The sequence below is a fragment of the Marinobacter sp. 2_MG-2023 genome (assembly GCF_030546935.1).
Taxonomy (GTDB): Bacteria; Pseudomonadota; Gammaproteobacteria; order Pseudomonadales; family Oleiphilaceae; genus Marinobacter.
Genome location: NZ_JAUOPH010000005.1, coordinates 196,442 through 215,200, shown reverse-complemented (window position 1 = coordinate 215,200; position 18,759 = coordinate 196,442). Strand labels below are relative to the sequence as shown.

Genomic DNA, 18,759 nt, shown 5'->3' with positions numbered 1-18,759 from the left:
TTGCCCGCTGGGAACAGTACCATGGACAACACTATCGCATTCGAACAAGAAACCTCTGAGACCGGTTCTTCCAGAGCCCCAATCTATGGAACGTTCTTCCTGACCCTCGCCTGTGCCGCACTGATGCTCGTCAACGCAGACACGGTATTCCAAACCATGCTTGCAGCCATAACTCTTGGGCTGACAGCTACTGCACTTATCCTGTGCGCACGAACGCGTCCGACCACCGTCACGATACGCGAACCGGTGCCACCCGTGGAGCCCCGTCCCGAACCGGCTCATGAACCGGAAACGCCTGTTCCCGAACCGAAATCACCCGACCCCGTCCTGATCGGTCACCTAGACGACCTGCAAAACAACGTGGACATGATACTCGAAGAAATGAATGAAGCTGGCAAACTAGCCAAAGCGTCCGGCGCGAAGGTCGCCCAGAGCGCCAACAGCATTTCCGGGTCCGAGGCCTCGATTAGGGAACTGACTGAGTTCATGAGTCGTATCGATGACGTCTTCACTCAGTTGGGTAAACAATCCGAAGAAATCGGTAGCATCGTCGGCAACATTCAGGATATTGCCAAACAGACCAACCTGCTGGCATTGAACGCGTCCATTGAGGCCGCGCGAGCGGGGGAATACGGTCGCGGCTTTTCGGTGGTGGCCGACGAAGTGCGTAACTTAGCCGTCCGAGCGAACGAATCCAGTGAGAGTATCCGTGAAATCGCCAACAGCCTGAATTCGACCTCCGTGGAGGCCGGTACCGGTATGGAAAAAATCCGCCAGTCGTGTGATCACTGCCTAAGCCAGTCGGGGGAAGCCTTACAAGCAATGGAAGACATTCAGGCCGGAGCTGTCGCTCGTATGGAAGTGGTTCAGGGCATTACCAAACGCTTGCAGGTGCAGCATGAACTCACCCGTCAACTTTATACTGATCTCAGCACTGAGCATTGACCTTTTTTGGACGGGCTTCTCCTAGCCGGGTGATGACCAACAACCAAAGTTTTCACTGAACGCCCGCATTGGCGACTTTGAGCCTCCGATACAGTGTCGCTCGACCAATGCCCAGCCGTTTTGCTGCGCGACTGACATTGCCCCCCTCAATTGTCAGCGCTTCTTCGATAACGGCGCGCTCCAGAGTCTTTAAGGTACCGCGTTTGCTCGCTGCCCTATTGCTTCGAACTGCCATGGTTGTCGGGGCCGCTATCTCTTCCGGCAGATGGCAAAGTTGTAAGACTTCGCCGGGCTCCGCAAGTGCGTCTGCGTGAGTCAGGGCATAGACGAGCTCACGAACATTTCCCGGCCAGTCGTACCGCATTAAACCGTCCAAACACTCTTGCGACAACTCGCGACTACCCTGTGTCAGAGCCCGGCATCGGTCGACAATGAAGCTTTGCAAATCCGAGCGTTCCGAAAGTCTTGGCAGGCGTACAGTCATACCTTTAATGCGGTAGAGCAGATCCTCACGAAATTCTCCTTCCTTGGCAGCTTCCGACAGATTCCGATGTGTTGCGCAGATCAACTGGAAACGGACCTGCTTTGGGGTAGCACTTCCAAGACGGGTCACTTCACGGGTTTCCAACACTCTCAATAAACGGGACTGGAGCGCCAACGGCATGTCACCAATCTCATCCAGAAACAGGGTGCCACCATCTGCCTGCTCGATCTTACCCGGAGCGCCGCCTCGTCGCGCACCTGTGTAGGCACCATCTGCATGACCAAAGAGTTCACCCTCAATTAGCGACTCCGGGATAGCCGCACAGTTAATCGCAACAAACGTACCGGAGGAAAATGCACTACCGTTATGCAGTGACGTTGCCATCACTTCCTTTCCGGTCCCGGTCTCACCTAGTATAAGCACCGGCAGCCCCTTCTCCATTGCTCTGCTCGCTTGGTTTACCTGACGACTAATTGCATGATCACCAAAATCTGTGGATTCTGGTACGCGCATAGCCAAAGGCGCGGAAGCCGCACGCCTCGTGGTTTTTCGCGAACCAGCATCTACCGGTCTTAGCGAGAATGAAAGCCCAGAGTGCATTCTGACCGTTTTAGGGTGATTCCGGCCACGAAACCCATCAACGAGTTCGTCAAAGCTCAAATCAAACAAATCCTGAAAGCGCAACGCCCCATCCGTTGAGGCCAACCCCGTCAGTTCGCGCACCCGGGGCGACAAACCAAGCACTTGTCCGTCCGGCCCAAGCGCCACCAACAGGTCACTCGTGGCATGAGGATCACTCTGCTCCCACCCTAGGCTAATCATGAGCCAAGGCGACAACATACCCATCAACTGGCGTTCAATCCTAGCTGAACATTGTTGCACTAAGGAAAGCGCGCTTCCCGGCTCCAACGGATTTCCACGAGTAATATCAATGGCCCCCAATACCCTGCCCATGGGGTCCACAATGGGAGAGGCCGCACAATTGAATACTCGATTGGCATGCAAGTAATGCTCGACTCCGGCAACTAACACTGGACGACGCTCCAACACAGCACAAGACATCGCGGAAGTGCCAATATTCGCCTCGGAAAGATTGACTCCCTGTCGAAAGGCGTCATTAATCAGTGTATTGGCGCACCGGCCCGAACGTCTCGCTGCCAGGGCAACCCCTTTGTCATCCGTAAGCAGAACTGAATAGCCTGCGCCATTAACGGTTTGACCCAACTGTTCCAGCGGCCGGGTGGCTGCCTCCAACAAAATTCGGTTGTTTTCCATCAGCTCTATTAAACCGCTTCTGGGCACGGTGTCGAACTGAACACGCTCACTCACGTTTTTTCTCGCCGCGGAACAACGCTGCCAGGAATGAACAATGGCATCATCTATCAGACCCGTTGGAATCTGACCATGCTCAAAAAAGGTTTCACGTGCCTTGGCACGCCTCTGGTCGGCAGGAATAAGTGCGCTCATTGAGTTACCTCTATCGCAGGACTGATTATTGTCGTTTGATGCGACCCTGCGCTTTGGCCTAATTGGCTCTTTTTGTCATGTCCTTGAAACTTTAACACGTTCTTTAGTAGGGACCGCGTGCAAATTCGTTGGCATGCCACTTACTGTCTCATTCTGAGACAGTGTCCCCCTGTTTCCCCGATTGAAACATTCATAGACCCGCCTAGCGATAACAAAAACCCCTTAATCAAATGATTTAAAGAGCTTTTTTATAGAAACGAACTGTTGGCATGATCGTCGCTTACCGTTTTCGCGTTGACAACAACAACACGAAATTTGGAGAGCAACCATGCGATCGACTTCGAAGTACACACCATCAAAACCACTTGCTTTGGGCTCAACCCTGATGCTGGCCATGAGCATTTTCTCGATTCCAACCCAGGCTGCCGAAATTGCCACTGACCCCGGCGACTACACACCGCTGCCAGCAGGGGTGAATCTTGGAATTCTCTACGGCCAATATGCCACCCGCGACGCAGCTTACGCCGATGGCAACAAAGTCCCCGCCAAGGCGGGGCTGGACACCACCATAGGGTTGGCACGCTTCGTCCACTACATGGACATTGGTGGCATTATTGTTGATCCCCAAATCATCGTTCCGTTCGGAAAGGTAGAACTGACGGAGCCCTTCGGTCCGCTTCAACCGACCTCAGAAAGTGGTATCGGTGACCCGATCATCGGCGCAACTGCTTGGGTTCTCAACAACCCCGATGACCAGCAATGGGTGGGCCTGTCCGCTTTCGCATCCATGCCGGTCGGCCAATACGATGAGGACAAAGGTCCAGTAAATATTGGCGAGAATCGTTGGAAAGGAATTTTTCAAGCTGCCTACGTGAAACACTTAAGCTCCAGTGTAGTACTGGACTTGATTGCAGAGTATTCAGTATACGGGGACAACGACGACTTCCTCGGCTTCAAGCGCGAACAAGATGATGCGCAGAGCCTGCAGAGCCATCTTCGTTACCTCTTGTCAAAGCAAAGCCACGTGGCACTTTCTTACTACCATTCGTTTGGGGGCGAAACCACTGTTGGCGGCCAAAAGCAGGATGATAGGGTGAACACCAATCGCTGGCAGGCAACCTACGCAACTTTTGTTGATCCGACTGTGCAATTGCAATTTCAGGCTGGCCAGGACATCGGCGTGGAAAACGGATTCAAAGAAGATACCCGCGTAAATCTGAGAGTATTGAAGGTATTCTGACCCCCAAGAAAATAAACATGCCTTTCGAACACGGGCAATTATTCGGAGAACACCATGAGTCAGATGAGCGATCAAACAAAAGAAGCCATCGACCAGATCAATAGCCTAAGCCGCCGAAGCTTCCTGAAAGCGGCAAGCGGCCTTGCGGTTGCTGCGACAGTCGGCACCGGGCTTCTGGGGGCAGCGCACGCTTTCGCCTCAATGCCAGAAGGCATAAATGTTATGTCCGCCAGCGAATACCAAGTGATGAATCGCCTGATGCAGGTTCAGCTGACAACCGAGGGAACCGATCTAGTTCGAGCAAGTGAAATCCCGGTCATGCAAACATTGGACGCCGCACTTATGGCTACCATGGCACCCCATATTCTCGAAGGCCTGAAAGGCGGTATCGCCTACTTTAATGACGGGCCCAAAGCCTTTTATGGCAAACCTTTTGTGGAACTGTCCGACAAGCAAGCTGCAGCATTCTGTGACACTTGGGCTGATTCGGACGAAGTACCGCAACGAGCACTTGCTATGGGCCTGAAGAAGCTGATCGGGCTGGCCTATTGGGCGAACCCCCCGACCTGGGAGCCACTCGGCTACGGCGGACCGGTGACTGAAAAATGGAACCTGGTGTCTCTGGGCAATGCACCCTTACCAAAAAGCTGAGCGGCAGGAGTAGATCATGCAAGAAACAATCGAAGCTAAAACAATTCCTGCCCACGGTTTGCAGGTAACCCAAGCGTCAGACGTGACCAGCGACAACATTGAGCTCAACGCCGATGCTGTCGTAATCGGATCAGGTGCCGGCGGGGCCATTGCAGCTTATGAGTTGGCCAAAGCCGGCAAAAAAGTGGTCGTTCTGGAAGCCGGCCCTTATGTGCCATCCGAAAAATTCTCAGAAATGTTGGCCGTTTCCATGGATCAGCTGTATGCGGACCACGGCGGTCAGTCCAACTCCGCCGGTGACATCTCAATCTTGCAGGGTGCCTGCGTTGGTGGATCCACGGTCGTAAACGCTGCCCTGTGTTTTCGAACTCCGGATTACTATCTCAACCGATGGGGGAAGGAATTCGGGCTGACCAACCTCACACCAAAGGTCATGCTGCCCTACTTTGAGAAAGTCGAAGAAAATCTCGGCATTGCACCCAACAAGTCCTTTGAAACCAGCCCTGGCGCCCAATTACTCAGAGGCGGCATGAAAAAGCTGAACCTTCCCGAAGGTAATGCCAAACGCAATATTCGCAATTGTGCTATGACTGGTTTCTGCTTCGCTGGCTGCAAATCCGACCGTAAACAATCCATGATGGTCACCTACCTTCCTTGGGCCGTGGCCTATGGTGCGACCATCTATTCTGACACGCGTGTCACCCTGATCCTCGCAGAAAATGACAAGGCCACCGGCGTATTGGCCGAGATTGTTGACCAGCAGAGCAAAACGGTAAAAAGCAGGCTCAAGGTCAACGCACCGATCGTCGTCGGCGCGGCTGGACCGATCCAAATGCCAATTCTGCTTCAGAAAAGCAAACTAGCCAACAGCAACGGCCAGGTGGGTAAGAACTTCGCGTGTCATCCAACCATGTCCGTGACCGGCATGTTCGAGGAGAACGTTGATAACTTCCGCGGTGCCGCCCATTCCCTATACATGGATAAACATGTAATGCCTGGGGATGGAAGCTACTTGCTGCTTGCTGCTTGATGCTATCCAGGAACCCGTGGAGGCCAGTTTTCAGGCCGAGCCAGGCACTGGTAAGCCGTACATGTCCTACATGTCGAAATATCGCAACACTGTTCGTCTGATAACCCTCATCCACGATCAAAACGTGGGAGAGGTAAACTGGAAAGACGGCGTGAAAGAGATCAAATACTTCGTCGACGACGGCGATTTCGAAATCATGAAGAACGGCCTCAAGACCAATGCTCGGGTACTTTTTGCCGCCGGTGCGAAGCAACTGTTCATTCCGACATCCCACAAGCTGACCATCGACAGTGAAGATCAGATTGATGCTGTCATCGAAGGGCTCGACAATGAGCCCGCCCGCTATCGCTACACCTCGTTTCACCCCCAGGGTACCTGCCGTATGGGTGCAGACCCGAAATCCACAGTGGTCTCTCCCACGGGCGAAACCCATGAGGTCAAGAACCTTTACATCGTGGATGCGAGCTTGCTGCCAACCTCTATCGGCTACAACCCCTCGGAAACAGTTTACGCGCTGGCCCACTATATAAGCGACCAGATCAACCGGGCGCACACCTGATAACAGCCGAAAGCATTGAGGAGAAAACACCATGGATGTTCAAGTAAACCCTGTTTGGAAACAGAACCTTTTCCTGGGCTCATGGCAAAATGGCGACGGTAAGCAGTTCGATATAGTGGAACCTGCGACTGGAGATGTGATCACACAACTTAAAGCGGCGACACCTGGTGACGTTGACCGGGCCGCAATCATCGCCAAGGACGCCCAAAAAAAGTGGATGGAAGTCCCTTTTGATCAGAAAGCCGAGATCCTGCGCAGGGCTGCAGCTCTACTCAGGGAGCGCGCGGAAGAGATCAACGGATGGAATACCCGCGAGTGCGGCTCAATCGGCCCAAAAGCAGATTGGGAGTTGCAGGCTACCTACGAACAGGCTCAGATGGCTGCAGCCATGCCAATGCAGCCCAATGGCGAGCTATTCCCGTCAAGCATTCCCGGAAAACGGAATTATTGGAAGCGGGTGCCACTTGGTACCGTAGGTGTTATCGCACCGTGGAACTTTCCCATCCTTCTTTCAATGCGCTCCGTGTTTCCGGCTCTGGCCATGGGTAACTGCGTGATACTCAAGCCAGATCCCAAAAGCAGTATTTGTGGCGGTGCACTGATGGCTCAAATTCTCGAAGACGCCGGACTGCCCGAAGGGGTGTTTCATGTTCTGCCGGGCGGCCCCGGTGTAGGCCAAGCTCTCGTTGAGCATCCGCTGGTCAAGATGATCTCTTTTACCGGTTCCACCGCGGTTGGGAAAAAGATTGGCGAGATCTGTGGTCGGATGCTTAAGAAAGCCGCGCTGGAGCTAGGTGGAAACAATGCGCAGGTGGTTCTCGAAGACGCCGACCTGGACATTGCAAGTTCGTGTGGTGCCTGGGGCTCTTTTCTGCATCAGGGGCAAATCTGTATGCAGACCGGTCGACACCTCGTCCACAGCTCGGTGGCAGGCGCTTATATTGCTCGCCTGGCCGCTCGCGCCGGAAACCTCGCCTGCGGAAACCCTGCGCAAGAACAGGTCCACATAGGCCCACTGATCAACGAGGTTCAGGCAAAGCGGGTAGAGGGTATCGTCAACCGCTCTGTCGAAATGGGCGCACGCATCGTCGTCGGCGGCGGACGTAATGGCAACTACTATGAGCCCACAGTTATAGCCGACGTCACCTCGGACATGCCAGTCTTCTCCGAGGAAGTCTTCGGGCCTGTAGCGCCAGTGATGACCTTCGACTCGGACTCAGAAGCTCGTGATCTGGTCAATGAGTCTCCCTATGGTTTGGCTGCCTCGATTCATTCAGGCTCGACAGAACGTGCCTTGAAGATCGCCAATCAAATCCAAGTTGGGATGATTCATATCAACGATCAAACTGTAAACAACGAGTTCCAGGTGCCCTTTGGCGGCATGGGCAGCTCGGGTAATAGCGGCCGTTTTGGTGGTCCAGCCAACATTGAAGAATTCACCACCAGCCAATGGGTGAGCGTGATGAAAGAGGGTATGCAGTATCCTTTTTGAACCATGAGCTCGCCTGTCATTTCTCGTTGAGCGTCGGTTCCCGTTGGGAACGATCTGCCCTGGCCTGGAGAACGCCCGGTTCTTCAGGCCCTTTTTTACCGACCAAGCTACTGAATTTGAACGTTCTCGCAATACCTCTGCAATAACCGGACACGCCTATGCAGAAAACGGATATCTCTGCAGCCCCCACACGCCTCTAATGACAGAACCCACAACAACAATCTGAGGTGTTGAAATGAGCAAGATCAAAACGCTTGCCGGTGCTGTACTGGCAACCACCCTTACCGCCGGGCTTTCAACCTCCGCCTTGGCGGCCACCGGTGACCCAGTGAAAATCGGGGTTATGCTGCCTTTCAGCGGCATCTACGCACAACTGGGTGAAGCTGGACGCGACGGACTGAAACTGGCACTGAAACAAAACGCCTCTAACCTTCACGGCGCAGACATTGAATTTATTGAACTGGACACCGAAGCCAAACCATCCCGGGCTCCGGAGCTAGCTTCCTCGCTGCTGAACCAGCATGAGGCCGACTTCGTGATTGGCCCAGTTCACTCCGGCGTTGCCATGGGCATGATTAAGATGTTGCGTGGGAAAGACACCGTCATGATCATCCCCAACGCCGGCTCTGCTGCTGCAACTGGCCCGTTGTGTTCTCCCAACGTATTCCGCACCTCGTTCTCATCCTGGCAGCCGTCTTACCCCATGGGCAAAGTGGCACTAGATAAAGGCTACAAGAAGGTCTACGCCATCAGCTGGAACTACGGCATGGGTCGCGAGAGCCTGGACGCCTTTGCCGAATCATTCGAAGCAGGTGGCGGTGAGATTGTTGAAAAGGTTCTACTGCCGTTCCCGTCCACCAACTTCCAGTCGCACGTCAGTGATATTGCAGACAAAAATCCGGACGCAGTATTCACCTTCTTCGCTGGTGGTGGCGCCATCAAGTTCGTGAAGGACTACGATGCTATGGGTCTGCGAGGCAAGATTCCGCTGCTGGGATCTGGCTTCCTCACCGAAGGTACCCTCGAAGCACAAGGCGACGCTGCCGAAGGTGTTATGACAGGCCTGCACTACGCCGAACAGCTTGATGTTCCAAAAAACCAGGAGTTTCGCGAAGCCTTCAATACCGAGTACGGCCACTACCCGGACATCTACGCCGTGCAGGGGTATGACGCAGGGCAGGCCATTGCCAACACCATTGATCAGCTCAAGGGCGACATTTCGGACAAACAAGCCGTTATCAGCACCATGGAAAAGCTGACCATCAACAGCCCGCGCGGAGATTTTACCTTCTCCAAAGCACATAACCCGATTCAGAACGTCTACCTGAGGGAAGTAAAGGATGGCGTGAATGTGGTGCAGAGTATCGCCGCAGAAGCGCTGGAAGACCCCGCCCGTGGCTGCAAGTTGTAAGCACGGGCTCTGTCTCCCCCGGCTGACGCCGGGGGCCTATCTGAAGCCTCCTCCCACACCTGAATTGATTTTTCCGTAAAACCGTTGGGTATCACTATGTCTACCGAACTTTTCTTCGTGCAACTTATTAACGGCCTCCAGTATGGGTTGCTTTTATTTCTGATCGCTTCCGGCCTGACTCTGGTGTTTGGCGTGATGGGCATTCTCAACTTGGCCCACGGCTCCATGTATATGGTGGGCGCCTATCTGGTGTGGTATTTCGTTGCGGTAACCGGCAGCTTTACAGTGTCCGCCATTCTGTCGGCAGTCATCGCACTCGGCCTGGGCATTCTGATAGAGCGGGTATTGATACAGCGATTGTATAACCGCAACCACCTGGATCAGGTGCTACTGACCATTGGCATGATCTTCGTGTTTAACTCCTTGCAGAGCATTCTCTGGGGCAACGACCCCTATGGGGTTGCCGTTCCCGAGGCGCTGAGTGGCTCTGTGCCATTCACAGACAACTCCAGCTATCCGGTGTATCGCATTTTCGCTGCAATGGTCTGCATCGCCATTGCCACCGCCCTGTACTTCATTGTGAGCAAAACCCGCTTGGGCATGCTGATCAGGGCGGGTGAGTCCAACCGGGAAATGGTTGAAGCGCTGGGCGTCAATATCAAAAGCCTCTACACCATCGTATTCGCCATTGGCGTCATGCTCGCGGCTATTTCAGGCATTATCGCCGCGCCCATGAGTTCAATCGTTCCCGGGATGGGGGAAAGCGTACTGATTACATGTTTCGTGGTGGTCGTCATCGGCGGCATGGGCTCCATCAAAGGCGCCTTCGTGGGAGCGCTGCTGGTCGGCGTCATCAGCACTTTTGCAGCGGTGCTGATGCCCACGATGTCCAACATGATTATCTACATCTTTATGATCCTGGTGCTGCTGGTGAAGCCCCAGGGCCTGTTCGCAAAGTAAGCGGGAGCCGAACATGATTTTCGAAAAACGCACCGAACGTATTTTCTTGGCGGTCTTCTTTGTTATCGCCCTGTGTATTCCTCTGTTCCTGGAAGACAACTCATTCTTCGTGGGGAAAACAACCACCGTAATGATTCTGGCGGTGTTTGTGATGTCATTAGATTTCCTCGTGGGGCGTGTTGGCCTGGTCACTCTGGGACATGCGTTGTTCTACGGCCTGGGTGGCTATTTGTTCGTGATCCTTACGCCTGAGTATGAAGCGGTCAATTTTTGGATTTACGCCATCTATATCATGGGAATAAGCGCTCTGATTGCTCTGGTTGTCGGCATTGTGGTCCTAAGGACCTCCGGCATCTATTTCATCATGATTACCCTGGCAATATCACAAATGGCCTATTACTTCTTCTTCGACTCTTTGGAGTTTGGTGGCAATGACGGCCTGTTTATTTTTATGAAGCCAGAGACCAGCATATTTGGCCTGAACTTCCTTAATCTGGATAACCCAACACACTTCTATTACCTGTCGCTGCTGGGTGTCCTGATTACTCTTGTAGCCATTAAGGTCATCCTCCGTTCACGTTTCGGCCGCATTGTGGAGGCCACCCGCCTGAACCCTGAGCGCACCGAAGCACTGGGCTATAACATCTTCGCCTTCCGGCTCATCAGCTACGTCATTGGCAGCACCCTCGCAGCTTACGCCGGCTTGCTCTTTGCATTGCAATACGGATACGTAAACCCGCAATTCATGACCTGGGAGATGTCCGGAACCGCACTGGTGATGTCCATCCTCGGCGGCATGGGCACTATCTACGGCGCCATCCTTGGCACCATCACCTATGAAGGCTTGCAGTATTTCTTCGAACACATGACTGAAGACTGGATGCTGTTCATGGGAGGCGCAATCATCCTGATGGTACTACTACTGCGCAAAGGTCTGGCCGGGTACCTTGAAAAGCTGCTGGAGAAATAATCATGGCTAACGACATCATTCTGGAAACTGAATCCCTCAGCAAACACTGGGGCGGCATCAAGGCGCTCAATGATATCTCGCTGAAGTTTCACGACCGGCAACTGCATGGCGTGGTAGGGCCCAACGGTGCAGGCAAGAGCACGCTTCTGAATATGCTGTGTGGGACTCTGAAGCCAACGAGCGGATGTATCTTCCATAAGGGGGAGCAGATCGAAGGCATGAAACCTTGGAAATTCGTGCGTCGAGGGATCGGTCGGAGCTTCCAGAAAACCAATATCTACACCGATGTGACTTGTCTAGAGAACTGTGCTGTAGCCGCCCAACGCCGGTTTACCGGCAGTTTCAACCTGTTTGCATCGCGCCACGCCAACAAACTGGTTCGTGACGCAGCGGAGAAAGCACTGTGTCAGGTCGGATTGGATAATCGCATTCACACCGTCGCTGCGGAAATTTCCTACGGGGAACAACGCCAACTCGAACTGGCCATGGTGCTGGCTACGGATCCTTGCATCCTGCTACTGGACGAGCCCATGGCAGGTATGGGCCACGAAGAATCCTTGCGCATTATATCGTTGCTGAACGAGCTCAAGAAAACCTACAGCATTGTGCTGGTTGAGCATGATATGGATGCCATATTCGAGCTATCAGACCAACTGACGGTACTGGATAACGGCACCCACCTCATCACCGGAACCGTCGATGAAGTGCGTAATGACCCCCGAGTAAAAGAAGCTTACCTGGGCAAGGAAGACGAGGAGGAAGCGGCATGAGCAACAGTTTGTTGGAAGTCAAAAGCCTCAACACCCTTTATGGGCGCAGTCATATCCTTCATGACCTATCCTTCCGCCTTGAAAAGGGTCAATCCATGAGCCTTATGGGCCGCAATGGCATGGGCAAAACCACCACACTCAAGTCAATTCTTGGCATCGTACCGCCACGTAGTGGACATGTGTATTTCGACGGGCAGGACATCAGCAACTTGCCAACCTGGAAGCGGATGCGCCGCGATATTGCCTATGTCCCAGAAGGCCGAGGTATGTTTCACAACCTCACAGTGAAGGAGCACCTGCAGATGGCTGCTCGCCCGGACAGTAATGGCAAATCGGCCTGGGACTTCGACCGGGTTATGGCAACCTTTCCGCGCCTTCAGGAAAGGTTGTCAAACCTGGGTACGGAGTTGTCAGGCGGGGAACAACAGATGCTGGCGATCGGCCGGGCGCTGGTTACCAATCCCCGACTGATGATTCTGGACGAGGCCACCGAAGGCTTGGCGCCGTTGATCCGACAAGACATCTGGAATGTGATTGCCACCATTCGGGAATCGGGGATTTCAACGCTGATCGTGGACAAGAATATCAGAGCCCTGAAGAAGCTCTGTGACCGACACGTTGTTGTTGTTAAAGGACAAATTCACTTCGATGGCAGCTCCGAAGAGCTCGACCAAAACCTGGAAAAAGTGGAAACAGCGCTAAGTGTCTAAATGTACCAAAAACGGATAGGGATGTTCATTAACCGGATATTTGACCAAGCAGTAATAACCGATAGTTCACTTGCCAAACAACAAGGAGAAGGCAAATGAACTATCGACACTCAACACTAGCGCTAGCGATTGCATCTGGTCTCAGCGCGGCGCCCACCGTTAACGTTCTCGAACTCGGCGAGTTCAACGACACCCAGTTCAGCATCGGACCGAGAAGTGGAAAACGATGACTTCGTAGAGGGCGGCTCCCGCTATGTAATCAACAATGAGTGGCGGGCAAACGTTACTTACACCACGGTTGAAGTGGATGACAACGCCGGCACAAACACGAAGCGCAGCGCGTCAACTTGATCTACAACATCACAAAGGATCTGGAAGCGGGAATAGAATGGCGCAAATACAACCTCGCGCTCGGGCCACTTTTGCCAGAGGGCCAGCAAATAGAGGTCATGGCCAAGTACAAATTCTGATCCAGATATTTAGAGTTGGTATCCTTACCAACAGCTCGTAAAACAGGTGCCTATCTTCTAAATGTCTCCTGTTTTCCGCTGCTGCACGGCAGCATCAGTCATTCGAAAACGGTATCGCTCATGGCAGAAAACACACCAAAGCGGCAGGGAATCGGTTCACTGGAAATCGGATTGCATATCCTCAATTACATTTCTGTAGCATCCCGGCCGCCCACCCTAAAGGAACTATCCGGAGCGCTTGACCTCTCTCCCAGTCGTGCTCACAAATATCTGGTTAGTTTGCTGCGGGAGGGCTACATCAATCAAGTCAATAACACTCAGTATACCTTGGGTAACTCCAGTCTGACCCTCGGCATTTCGGCGTTACGGCGTATCAACCCAATCCAGCTGAGTTACGAGGCTGTTGACAAGCTCCAGGAGGAAACAGACAAAACCGTATCCGTCACCGTCTGGAACGGGAACGGACCGCTAATCATCAAGTGGCTGGACTCAAGCCAACCTATCTCCGTCAACGTTCGACTGGGAGCGGAATTGTCACCACTGAACTCAGCCGCTGGAAGGATTTACCTCACACAACTGCCGGCGAAACGACGAAAAGAATTAGTGGACGAATACTACAAGAACTCCAAATCGCTCCCGAAATATCGGGGCAAACCCCTTACAAGGGAAGAACTCCCCCCCCACCTGGAGGCCATTAAACGGGACAACTACTGCGCATTTTTCAGCGATTATCTTCCTGAAATCAATGTCCTGAGCCGCCCGGTGTTTGACATCAACGGGAGCATTATCACAGTCATCACCTTGCTGGGCCTTGAGCGGGACACTGACATCGCCGAGGGATCCGTTCTATTCGAACAGGTCCGGGAATGCTGCGACCGTGTCACACGACAAATTTGTGGGCAACAGCGGGAAAACGATGGCCGGGGCTAACCGGCCATTCGCATCGTTTCGGAGGGCAACTCGCCAAAAGATTTCCGATAGTCCGATGAAAACCTACCCAAGTGACTGAAGCCATAATCCAATGCAATCTGGGTTACGTTACGACACCGCCCTCGCAAAAGGTCTGCCCTCAGGTTCTGTAGCTTCAACTGCTTTATGTAGCACTTCGGCGTGGTTGAATATGCCTTAGAAAAAGCATTGTAGATTGACCGAACACTCATGTTCGACACATCGGATAGCTCTTCAATACCTATATTGCGTTGCACATTCTCTTCAATGTAGCGAATCATTTTTTCTAGTGAAGGAGAACATACCACCGCATTGTCCTGGCACGACCAATTGCTCGGAAAAGCTTTCAGCAACTTTTTGAGTATGATGTCACGATAAGGAGCTCCAACTGCGCTTATGTCTTCATCTTCTGCGTCATCGAACTCTGAAAACACTGCTTCGATGATTTTGACAAGTGGCGGACAGAGTCTGAGATCTATGGGAGCCCGGTTAAAACGAATGCCTTTGTCGGGCAGCCTGCCAAGCGAAACGTCCCGAGCATTAACCAAGGCTTGCTCAGGAACTTTGATTATTAACTTTTCACAATCCTCTGAGTATTCAAGATCAATTTTCTCGTAAGGGTTCACCATAAGACCCTGGCCGCTGGAAATTCTCATTTGCTCCCCTGCCTGGCGCCAGACACACTCCCCTTTCGTGACGACCTGCAAGTGGTAGATGGATTCGAGCTCAGGACTCTTTACGCGAACGCGATTTCCATAACTGATTTGAGACAAACCGAACCCGGCAAACTCCCGGAAACTCAGACGAGACTTTTGTTCCTGCTCCTCTAGCATTTCGAGTTTATGGTGACCGATATGCTTATTGACGAATGAAGACACTTCTTCCGGATGCGCCCCATGAAGGATAGTTGCGCCTGCAAGTTGTTGACTAAACATCTCCCGCCTCTTTTACTTATTATTAATCAGTTCACTTTAAAGAAAACGACCTGATCAATCAACAACCAATAAATCGCATTCTTCACTTTGGTGAGCGAGCGTAGTGGTCAACTAATCCCCGACATCATTTAGGTTTTCCTCAGCAGCAGGCGGAACGCCTCCGTTGATACATGGGGTCTCTGCCGATTGTAGTAGTCCACCCGATAGCCACTGACCTGCATCCAAAAAACTCTGAACAGGCCATGTAATAAGCTCGTAACATGCTTGTAGCACAATCTGGTGTATACCAAAGGAGTGCGACATGCTTGCCATTTTTGACCTCGATGAAACCCTGATTCGGGGGGACAGTTCACAGCTGTTTACTGAGTTTCTCCGCGCAGAAAATATCGATGCCAGTCCCGATTCCGAAGCCAGGGGCAGAGTCTTCATGCAGGCCTATAACAATGGCCACATGGATCTGCAGGATTACATGGAGTTCAGCCTGGCCCCGATACGGGGTTGGCAGCGCAATCAGGTGCAGGAGCTTATTGACCAGTTCGTCACCGAGGTGATCCCTCCACGCATACTAACAACAGGCCAGGAGCGGGTGGCCTGGCACAAGGCCCAGGGGCATGATGTGTTAATTATCTCCGCAACGGGAGAGCACCTGGTATCACCCATTGCACGACACCTCGGCATTGATGACGGCATAGGTGTTCAAGTGGAATGGCAGAACGACAGTCTCAAAGGCACCATAGGATCCCGGCGCCCTTTCAGAGACGGTAAAGTGTCTGCTCTGGAGGAGTGGATTACAGCCCGACAAGCCAGCCCCGAGAAAGTCTGGTTCTACTCAGACTCCCACAACGATCTTCCCCTTTTAAACGCTGTGGACTATCCCGTAGCAGTGAATCCGGACCCGATTCTGGAGGACTACGCCCTGCAACAGGGTTGGCTCATTTTTATCGATGAAGTGGCGCAATCATGACCCTTCGCCACCTCAACCTTGCAAGAGCAGAGCTTTGCCTTTCCCGCAAAGAGGCAGATCAAGCCATCATCCCAGCACCACCATCAACAAGCCTGCGAGAATGGTCAACACACCTAAAATTTTGGGCGGGTGCAAGGGTTCCTCAAGAAAATACCACCCCAGCACAACTCCGATAGGAATGCTGACCTGCCTGAACGCCACCACGTAACTGACATCCTCTGCATAGGCCATGGCCCAAACAACCAGCGCGTAGGTGCCCAGGATAAGTACCCCCGCCGCTATAGTACTGCGCCAGTTCGCTACCAATTGTTTAAGGAGGCGACGTTCGGTTTTCTGAAGACTCAAGCCGATACTGAGCCATACCAGTGCTGACCATGCCTGGAGGATCACGAACACCAGGGCCACCTCAGCGTCCAGCGCAGCTCCGTCGAGCAAATTCCGCATTCTTTCCGTCGCAGTATCGTCGATGATTGAATATCCGGCAGTACTGGCAGCCGCCAGGAGAGCAAACAGTGTGGCAAGATTGCGATAGTTGGCCAGACGAAAATCCCGGAGCCGTTGCATTGGCAGGACAATGCAACCAGCCACAATCAGCAGGATACCGACCGCAGCCGCGATGGTGATGGTTTCGGCTGTTCCCAAGAAAAGGGTCCCGACCAGCAGGATAAGCAGAGGCGAAGACCGTGCCAGAGGGTAAACCACCGACAGTTCGCCATGGCGATAGGCCGCCGCTAGAGCGCTGAGGTAGGTAGCCTGAAAAAAGCCGGTCGCAATAACCAACCACCAGATACCCGAGCCCAGTTTCTGCACCAGAGGAAAGTAATACAGCAAAACCGGCAGGGTCAGGAGCGCTCCCCAGAGTGTGCTATACCAGAAGAACGCTCCGCTGGGGCTGACCTTCTTGCCAAACAGGTTCCAGCCGGCGTGTGCCAGAGCGGACACAAGAACGATGACTATAGCTGTGGAAGTCATTAAATTTCAGGCTGCTCGGTCATTCCGTGCCCTGTCGCCATGGCCGCGTTGAACGGTCCACCCAGAAACGCAGTAGCCCCTGGATAAGTTTTGCTACCGCGCAGGTAGCTGTAATCAGGATGGCCATTGCTGCGGCCGGGGCAATGTCTCCGGCCTCGTCCATGTTCAGCACCGCTACCGACGCCAACTGGGAGTCATGGCCGTAAAGGAACACAACCGCTGAGACCGTGGTCATCGCATTCACGAACAGATACAACGCGACATCCAGGATCGCGGGCAGGCACAGGGGCAAGGTAACGGTGAACAGCACCCTCCACCGGGACGCATTAAGAGACTCCCCTACCGCCTCGAATTCCTGGTCCAGTTGCTTCAACGCCGTAACGGCTGTGAGATGGGAGACCGCGTAGAAGTGCGTGATCGTACACAGCATCAGGATGAACAGAGTGCCATAGATCCCGTTTATCGGGTTGTCCGGATGATTGAAGAAGAAGATGTAGGATAACCCCAGCACCAACCCGGGAACGGCCAAAGGTAGAAGCGACAGGAACTGGAATAGGCCGGTCAGAAAGCGGGGCTGCGGTGTTCGCTCCATCAGCCAGGCGTTGAAAAAGACCAGTATGGTTCCAATCACCATGGTGCCCAGGGCCATCTGCAGGCTGTTGCCGTAGGCCCCCCACCCACCTCCGTCCATGCGGCCGAACTGGTAGTTGTTCAGACTCAAGTCCAGATTGTATGGCCAGAAGGTAACGAACGAGGCATAGATGGCCATGCCGATGATGGCAAAAATGAACACCAGCGTCGGTGTCAGCATCAGTGCGCCAACGGCGTCGCGCTTGCGATCCTGGCTGGGTTTGTAAGGCACTGATCTCGCGGTGAAGCTTGCCGACTGTTTGCGTTGTACATAGCGATCAGCAATGAAGGCCAGCATGGCTGGCAATAGCAACAGCACACTGACCACAGCGCCCATCTCGAATTTCTGCTGTCCGATCACCTGCTTGTAGATATCCGTAGCAAGTACATCAAACTGCCCGCCGATAACCTTGGGTACGCCGAAATCCGTGATCACCAACGTAAAGACAACGAAAGCAGCGCTCACCAGTCCATAGCGGGCTCCGGGCACCGTTACTGTCCAGAAGGTTCGCCAGGGGCCGGCCTTCAATGCAGTAGCGGCTTCGTAGTGACGCCCATCGGCATTGTCCATAGCCGTCAACAGAATCATCAGGGCGTGGGGAAATGTCCAGAAACAGGAGCCCATAATGATGCCAATGGGGCCATAGATCTCAGCCCCAAAGAGCCAGTCTTTTAGCACGCCCTGATTACCAAACAGGTATACCAGGCTGATTGCGGGCAACAGCGATGGCGCCAGAATCGGTAACACCAACACACCCCGAATCCACCCGGTGAATGGCAAGCGTGTGCGGGTCAATGCCCAGGCCGCCATAAAGGCCAGGAAGACCACAACCAGGGTACTGAGCCCAGCCACCCACAAGGAATTGAAAAACGCGGATTCGATACCACCGGAACTCAGGTAGTGGGCAAAGTTTTCCAGCCCGACAAACTCACCGGCCCTGTTCTCGACACTCTTTGAAAGCAGGGTGTACAGGGGGGCAAGTACAAGCAGTGTCAGAATGGCACAACCGGTTACCAGTAACAGAGAGAACACCCAGCGGCCGGCAAACTTCCGGCGTAACTCAACCAGGGCGGGCCAGTTGCGTGTCGCCGGTGTCGAAAGTACTTGAGAATCAATCATGGAATGCTTACCAGGGTCATACTCAGGCATT

At 53.3% G+C, this 18,759-nt stretch carries 19 protein-coding genes; 15 read left to right on the top strand and 4 right to left on the bottom strand.

Features of this window, described 5'->3' with window-relative positions; translation table 11 throughout:
- Positions 1-21: 21 nt before the first annotated feature.
- Entirely contained in the window at positions 22-945 is a 924-nt protein-coding gene (locus Q4501_RS14750) for a methyl-accepting chemotaxis protein (protein WP_303597025.1), read from the top strand.
- Positions 946-997: 52 nt separating this feature from the next.
- Here Q4501_RS14750 and Q4501_RS14745 read toward each other — a convergent pair whose 3' ends face one another.
- On the bottom strand, positions 998-2,896 hold the full coding sequence (locus tag Q4501_RS14745; RefSeq protein WP_303597024.1) for a sigma-54-dependent Fis family transcriptional regulator: 1,899 nt from the start codon (positions 2,894-2,896) through the stop codon (positions 998-1,000).
- Between the two features lie 328 nt (positions 2,897-3,224).
- On the opposite strand from Q4501_RS14745, the gene Q4501_RS14740 reads away from it, so the two are divergent.
- From Q4501_RS14740 to Q4501_RS14680, 13 genes are all read left to right on the top strand, one after another.
- Positions 3,225-4,136 carry a transporter gene (locus tag Q4501_RS14740; protein ID WP_303597023.1) on the top strand — a complete coding sequence of 304 codons (912 nt, stop codon included), beginning with the start codon at positions 3,225-3,227 and terminating at the stop codon, positions 4,134-4,136.
- A gap of 54 nt (positions 4,137-4,190) precedes the next feature.
- Positions 4,191-4,787, top strand: a complete 597-nt coding sequence (locus Q4501_RS14735) for a gluconate 2-dehydrogenase subunit 3 family protein (RefSeq protein WP_303597022.1) — start codon at positions 4,191-4,193, stop codon at positions 4,785-4,787.
- A 16-nt stretch (positions 4,788-4,803) separates the two neighbouring features.
- Positions 4,804-5,817 (top strand): FAD-dependent oxidoreductase, encoded by a 1,014-nt coding sequence (locus Q4501_RS14730; protein WP_303597021.1) that lies wholly within the window; start codon positions 4,804-4,806, stop codon positions 5,815-5,817.
- On the top strand, positions 5,807-6,376 hold the full coding sequence (locus tag Q4501_RS14725) for a GMC family oxidoreductase (protein ID WP_303597020.1): 570 nt from the start codon (positions 5,807-5,809) through the stop codon (positions 6,374-6,376). Before Q4501_RS14730 ends, Q4501_RS14725 begins: the two co-directional genes overlap by 11 nt.
- A 31-nt stretch (positions 6,377-6,407) precedes the next feature.
- Positions 6,408-7,868 carry a benzaldehyde dehydrogenase gene (locus tag Q4501_RS14720; RefSeq protein ID WP_303597019.1) on the top strand — a complete coding sequence of 487 codons (1,461 nt, stop codon included), beginning with the start codon at positions 6,408-6,410 and terminating at the stop codon, positions 7,866-7,868.
- 235 nt (positions 7,869-8,103) lie between these two features.
- Positions 8,104-9,279, top strand: coding sequence for an ABC transporter substrate-binding protein (locus Q4501_RS14715; RefSeq protein ID WP_303597018.1), 1,176 nt, complete (start codon positions 8,104-8,106; stop codon positions 9,277-9,279).
- A gap of 96 nt (positions 9,280-9,375) precedes the next feature.
- The gene (locus Q4501_RS14710; protein WP_303597017.1) at positions 9,376-10,239 is read left to right on the top strand and encodes a branched-chain amino acid ABC transporter permease; all 864 of its coding nucleotides are present in this window, start codon (positions 9,376-9,378) and stop codon (positions 10,237-10,239) included.
- 13 nt (positions 10,240-10,252) lie between these two features.
- Positions 10,253-11,209, top strand: coding sequence for a branched-chain amino acid ABC transporter permease (locus tag Q4501_RS14705; protein ID WP_303597016.1), 957 nt, complete (start codon positions 10,253-10,255; stop codon positions 11,207-11,209).
- Positions 11,210-11,211: 2 nt separating this feature from the next.
- On the top strand, positions 11,212-11,979 hold the full coding sequence (locus Q4501_RS14700) for an ABC transporter ATP-binding protein (protein WP_303597015.1): 768 nt from the start codon (positions 11,212-11,214) through the stop codon (positions 11,977-11,979).
- Positions 11,976-12,689 carry an ABC transporter ATP-binding protein gene (locus tag Q4501_RS14695; protein ID WP_303597014.1) on the top strand — a complete coding sequence of 238 codons (714 nt, stop codon included), beginning with the start codon at positions 11,976-11,978 and terminating at the stop codon, positions 12,687-12,689. The genes Q4501_RS14700 and Q4501_RS14695 overlap by 4 nt, the downstream gene beginning before the upstream one ends.
- Positions 12,690-12,784: 95 nt before the next feature.
- Positions 12,785-12,919: a hypothetical protein gene (locus Q4501_RS14690; protein ID WP_303597013.1), complete on the top strand. Its 135-nt coding sequence runs from the start codon at positions 12,785-12,787 to the stop codon at positions 12,917-12,919.
- The gene (locus tag Q4501_RS14685) at positions 12,906-13,040 is read left to right on the top strand and encodes a hypothetical protein (RefSeq protein WP_303597012.1); all 135 of its coding nucleotides are present in this window, start codon (positions 12,906-12,908) and stop codon (positions 13,038-13,040) included. Before Q4501_RS14690 ends, Q4501_RS14685 begins: the two co-directional genes overlap by 14 nt.
- 239 nt (positions 13,041-13,279) lie before the next feature.
- Positions 13,280-14,089, top strand: coding sequence for an IclR family transcriptional regulator (locus Q4501_RS14680; protein ID WP_303597011.1), 810 nt, complete (start codon positions 13,280-13,282; stop codon positions 14,087-14,089).
- Here Q4501_RS14680 and Q4501_RS14675 read toward each other — a convergent pair.
- On the bottom strand, positions 14,086-15,042 hold the full coding sequence (locus Q4501_RS14675) for an AraC family transcriptional regulator (protein WP_303597010.1): 957 nt from the start codon (positions 15,040-15,042) through the stop codon (positions 14,086-14,088). The two genes, Q4501_RS14680 and Q4501_RS14675, sit on opposite strands and share 4 nt — an antisense overlap.
- A 301-nt stretch (positions 15,043-15,343) precedes the next feature.
- Here Q4501_RS14675 and Q4501_RS14670 point away from each other — a divergent pair, with 301 nt between their 5' ends.
- Positions 15,344-16,006, top strand: coding sequence for an HAD family phosphatase (locus tag Q4501_RS14670; RefSeq protein ID WP_303597009.1), 663 nt, complete (start codon positions 15,344-15,346; stop codon positions 16,004-16,006).
- Between the two features lie 66 nt (positions 16,007-16,072).
- On the opposite strand, the gene Q4501_RS14665 is transcribed toward Q4501_RS14670, so the two are convergent.
- Both Q4501_RS14665 and Q4501_RS14660 read right to left on the bottom strand, forming a co-directional pair.
- Positions 16,073-16,978: an EamA family transporter gene (locus tag Q4501_RS14665; protein WP_303597008.1), complete on the bottom strand. Its 906-nt coding sequence runs from the start codon at positions 16,976-16,978 to the stop codon at positions 16,073-16,075.
- A 19-nt stretch (positions 16,979-16,997) separates the two neighbouring features.
- Positions 16,998-18,758, bottom strand: a complete 1,761-nt coding sequence (locus Q4501_RS14660) for a putative 2-aminoethylphosphonate ABC transporter permease subunit (RefSeq protein WP_303597007.1) — start codon at positions 18,756-18,758, stop codon at positions 16,998-17,000.
- Position 18,759 lies beyond the last annotated feature (1 nt).

Coding starts and splice junctions, on each gene's coding strand:
- Q4501_RS14730 (WP_303597021.1), top strand. CDS start 4,804: ATGCAAGAAACAATCGAAGCTAAAACAATTCCTGCCCACGGTTTGCAG.
- Q4501_RS14660 (WP_303597007.1), bottom strand. CDS start 18,758: ATGCCTGAGTATGACCCTGGTAAGCATTCCATGATTGATTCTCAAGTA.
- Q4501_RS14745 (WP_303597024.1), bottom strand. CDS start 2,896: ATGAGCGCACTTATTCCTGCCGACCAGAGGCGTGCCAAGGCACGTGAA.
- Q4501_RS14700 (WP_303597015.1), top strand. CDS start 11,212: ATGGCTAACGACATCATTCTGGAAACTGAATCCCTCAGCAAACACTGG.
- Q4501_RS14665 (WP_303597008.1), bottom strand. CDS start 16,978: ATGACTTCCACAGCTATAGTCATCGTTCTTGTGTCCGCTCTGGCACAC.
- Q4501_RS14735 (WP_303597022.1), top strand. CDS start 4,191: ATGAGTCAGATGAGCGATCAAACAAAAGAAGCCATCGACCAGATCAAT.
- Q4501_RS14720 (WP_303597019.1), top strand. CDS start 6,408: ATGGATGTTCAAGTAAACCCTGTTTGGAAACAGAACCTTTTCCTGGGC.
- Q4501_RS14680 (WP_303597011.1), top strand. CDS start 13,280: ATGGCAGAAAACACACCAAAGCGGCAGGGAATCGGTTCACTGGAAATC.
- Q4501_RS14690 (WP_303597013.1), top strand. CDS start 12,785: ATGAACTATCGACACTCAACACTAGCGCTAGCGATTGCATCTGGTCTC.
- Q4501_RS14675 (WP_303597010.1), bottom strand. CDS start 15,042: ATGTTTAGTCAACAACTTGCAGGCGCAACTATCCTTCATGGGGCGCAT.
- Q4501_RS14740 (WP_303597023.1), top strand. CDS start 3,225: ATGCGATCGACTTCGAAGTACACACCATCAAAACCACTTGCTTTGGGC.
- Q4501_RS14710 (WP_303597017.1), top strand. CDS start 9,376: ATGTCTACCGAACTTTTCTTCGTGCAACTTATTAACGGCCTCCAGTAT.
- Q4501_RS14670 (WP_303597009.1), top strand. CDS start 15,344: ATGCTTGCCATTTTTGACCTCGATGAAACCCTGATTCGGGGGGACAGT.
- Q4501_RS14705 (WP_303597016.1), top strand. CDS start 10,253: ATGATTTTCGAAAAACGCACCGAACGTATTTTCTTGGCGGTCTTCTTT.
- Q4501_RS14715 (WP_303597018.1), top strand. CDS start 8,104: ATGAGCAAGATCAAAACGCTTGCCGGTGCTGTACTGGCAACCACCCTT.
- Q4501_RS14695 (WP_303597014.1), top strand. CDS start 11,976: ATGAGCAACAGTTTGTTGGAAGTCAAAAGCCTCAACACCCTTTATGGG.
- Q4501_RS14750 (WP_303597025.1), top strand. CDS start 22: ATGGACAACACTATCGCATTCGAACAAGAAACCTCTGAGACCGGTTCT.